This is a genomic window from Microcystis sp. M165S2 (assembly GCF_020245885.1).
Taxonomy (GTDB): Bacteria; Cyanobacteriota; Cyanobacteriia; order Cyanobacteriales; family Microcystaceae; genus Microcystis.
The window spans coordinates 1-2,874 of record NZ_JADBTZ010000108.1 but is presented as its reverse complement, the minus strand read 5'-3'; the positions used below and the strand labels follow the sequence as shown (position 1 = coordinate 2,874).

Below are 2,874 nucleotides of genomic sequence, written 5' to 3'. Positions count from 1 at the left end.
TGATAACTGATAACTGATAACTGATAACTGATAACTGATAACTGATAACTGATAACTGATAACTGATAACTGATAACTGATAACTGATAACTGATAACTGATAACTGAATTAAGCCATAACCATACCACCATCGACGTTAAAGACTTGACCGGTGATATAAATAGCGGCGGGATCGGCGGCTAAAAAACGCACCATCCCGGCGACTTCTTCTGGTTTTCCATAACGGGAGAGGGGAATATATTTGAGAATTTCATCTGCTTTGAGGTCATGAGTCATATCGGTTTCAATAAAGCCGGGGGCCACGGCATTAACAGTGATGCCTCGACTGGCAAATTCTTTGGCTAAAGTTTTCGTTAAACCGATGACACCGGCTTTAGCGGCGCTGTAATTAGATTGACCCGGATTACCCATCAAACCGGATACAGAAGTGATGTTAATTATGCGGCCGCTTTTCTGTTTTAACATCAATTTACTGACGGCGCGAGTGCAGAGAAAAACTCCGGTTAAATTGAGATCGATGACCGCTTGCCAGTCTTCTAATTTCATTCTTAACATCAGGGTATCCCGGGTAATACCGGCATTATTAACTAAGACATCAATATGACCGAATTTTTCTTTGGTACTATCTACTAAATTATCCACTTCTTCGCTTTTAGCCACATCTGCTTGTAGTGCTATTGCTTTTCCCCCGGCCGCGGTAATTTCTTCGACAACGGCATCGGCAGCACTGCTAGATTTAGCATAGTTCACCACTACAGTAGCACCTTGGCTGGCTAATTCTAAGGCGATCGCTTTACCGATCCCTCGCGAGGCCCCGGTTACTATGGCTACTTTGTCTTGTAAATGCTGGCATTCTGCGGGTAATAGTTTCATAATTTTCTGCATTCCCCAAATAATCGTCAAATCTCAAGAGAAAACTTTGTCCTGATAACTTTGCTCAAAACACTTCATTATCTCACAAGCGGGTTAATCTGACCGAAAAAATGCTCAATGGGGATCGCTTTGTCTCAACTTTCCCGTGGTTAGGATCGGGGAGAATTGGCTGCCACTAATTGATCAAGTTGCTGCTGCATCAAATAACAGACTTTCTCATAACATTCGCGTACATAACGGCGATCCCGGGCCGCTTTTTTGCCGTAACGTTCAAAAATAATTGGGGGACAAACCCGCGTCTGTATCGATACGGGTAAGGGAATATTCGGCAAGGGACCGATAGCTAGTCCCCAGGGTAAACCGAAATAGATGGGACAGGTTCCGGGGTCAATACCGAAAGGCCAAGGCATACCCTTTTTATGCAATTCTTTTAATTGAGGATAAATATCGTCGAGGACAAACAGGGTCGAGTGAGCGCCGTGGGAAATGGCGGGAATAATCGGCACTTCGTACTGTAAAGCTAGTTTAACAAAAGCTTGATTACCAGCAAAATGAATTTTATTTCTTAAACTGTGGGGACGGAAAACATCGGTAGCACCTCCGGGATAAATTAAGACACTAGCGCCACTATTTAAAGCAGCGATCGCCATTTTCGGATGAGCATGAACGGCCCCCATTTGGGCTGCTAGACTAGCTTGGGATGGGAAAACTTGCCAGACTCGCGAATGCATCAAACCATAGATTAAGCGATCGCTGCCAAAGCGTTGAAACCAATCATACATCATCATAAACATATCGGGAGCCGCTAAACCGCCGTTATGGGAGCCGATGAATAATACCTGTCCTGAGGGGGGAATATTTTCCCAACCATCGGTTTTGACGCGAAAATAATGGTGATAAAACCAGTCCAGAAGGGGGACAAATTTTTCGATCACTTGCGGATCGCGATCCTCTAATGACCAACCGGTGAGGGTATCAACAGGGGCCTTGGCCGCTTGTAGGGATAATTCGGCAAAAGTCGCCGTAGATGAGACAAAAGAGCTAAAAATCTGCATTGATGCCCAGTTGATAATTTAATCGCATCTTATTATCGCAAATTTGGGGTAAAAAACCCATCGTTTTAGAACGGCTTTCCTTAATAATTTTATCATCTTTAATGTCTAATCTTCACAGTTGAACCAATTTTTATCTAATAATTGCTCTAAACTGTAAGGACATTCTGGGGGAAAATTGCTAGAAAAACCAGTTTTTTCTTGAACATAGGCTAAAGCATCCTGATAGATTATCGGTAATTCCTCAGCTAAATAATCCTGTAAATTTGTCGTTAGATATTTTCTTAATTGCGAGCGAAAACTGATAATTTCCGCTCGCCAATGATTCCGATTTATTTCTGCTTCTGTTGTCCAATATTGTAAAAGTAATAAATGCCTGATTACTTGTTCAAGTAAGCTACTGACTCGGTTTTTATCTCTTTTACTCAAGCTTTCTAATTCCTCAATTAAATGGATTACATCTAATTCATCTAAGCGATTTTCTTGGAGGAGTTTTATCGTTTCCTCTAACCAAAAATGTTGATCAATTTCGTAAAGTAGGGGCAGGTTTTCTCCTCCCTCTACTTGCAAGGGATTCTGATTTAAAGTTTTCATTTCGTTGTTGGCGGTTTTTAATAGGAAATAAGTACCCTCATATATATATTAGGCCACTTTCTCCTAATTTTGATAGTAACACGGGAAAAATCACCGCCCCCCTGACAGTGCGATGCCAAAGGCACTGCGTAGCAGTACGCCAACTTTGCAGGGTGCGTTACACTACGTTAACGCACCTTTTTACTGACTCAAGCTATTAAAATATGGCGGATGACTGGCTCTTCGTTACTCTTTATGCTAAATCAACAGACAAGATGCCAAGATAACATACTTCTAACCCAAAAATTCCGAAAGTTTCTAAAGCCATAGCCTCTTCGTTTTATTAGTTTAAGTTTATTGTTGATTCCCTCGACC

At 41.8% G+C, this 2,874-nt stretch carries 4 protein-coding genes; all 4 read right to left on the bottom strand.

Annotated elements, in window-relative coordinates; genetic code table 11:
* Nucleotides 1-109: 109 nt before the first annotated feature.
* Nucleotides 110-886: a 3-oxoacyl-[acyl-carrier-protein] reductase gene (gene fabG / locus IM479_RS05745; protein ID WP_002782849.1), complete on the bottom strand. Its 777-nt coding sequence runs from the start codon at nt 884-886 to the stop codon at nt 110-112.
* A gap of 137 nt (nt 887-1,023) precedes the next feature.
* The gene (locus tag IM479_RS05740) at nt 1,024-1,929 is read right to left on the bottom strand and encodes a lysophospholipid acyltransferase family protein (protein ID WP_287687141.1); all 906 of its coding nucleotides are present in this window, start codon (nt 1,927-1,929) and stop codon (nt 1,024-1,026) included.
* Between the two features lie 105 nt (nt 1,930-2,034).
* Nucleotides 2,035-2,520 carry a DUF29 domain-containing protein gene (locus IM479_RS05735; protein WP_287687140.1) on the bottom strand — a complete coding sequence of 162 codons (486 nt, stop codon included), beginning with the start codon at nt 2,518-2,520 and terminating at the stop codon, nt 2,035-2,037.
* Nucleotides 2,521-2,762: 242 nt separating this feature from the next.
* The coding region (locus tag IM479_RS05730; RefSeq protein ID WP_071784045.1) for a transposase at nt 2,763-2,874 on the bottom strand (112 nt) is incomplete at its 5' end.

Excerpts from the sequence above, each read along its gene's own strand:
- IM479_RS05735 (WP_287687140.1), bottom strand. The coding sequence starts at position 2,520 with ATGAAAACTTTAAATCAGAATCCCTTGCAAGTAGAGGGAGGAGAAAAC.
- fabG (WP_002782849.1), bottom strand. The coding sequence starts at position 886 with ATGCAGAAAATTATGAAACTATTACCCGCAGAATGCCAGCATTTACAA.
- IM479_RS05740 (WP_287687141.1), bottom strand. The coding sequence starts at position 1,929 with ATGCAGATTTTTAGCTCTTTTGTCTCATCTACGGCGACTTTTGCCGAA.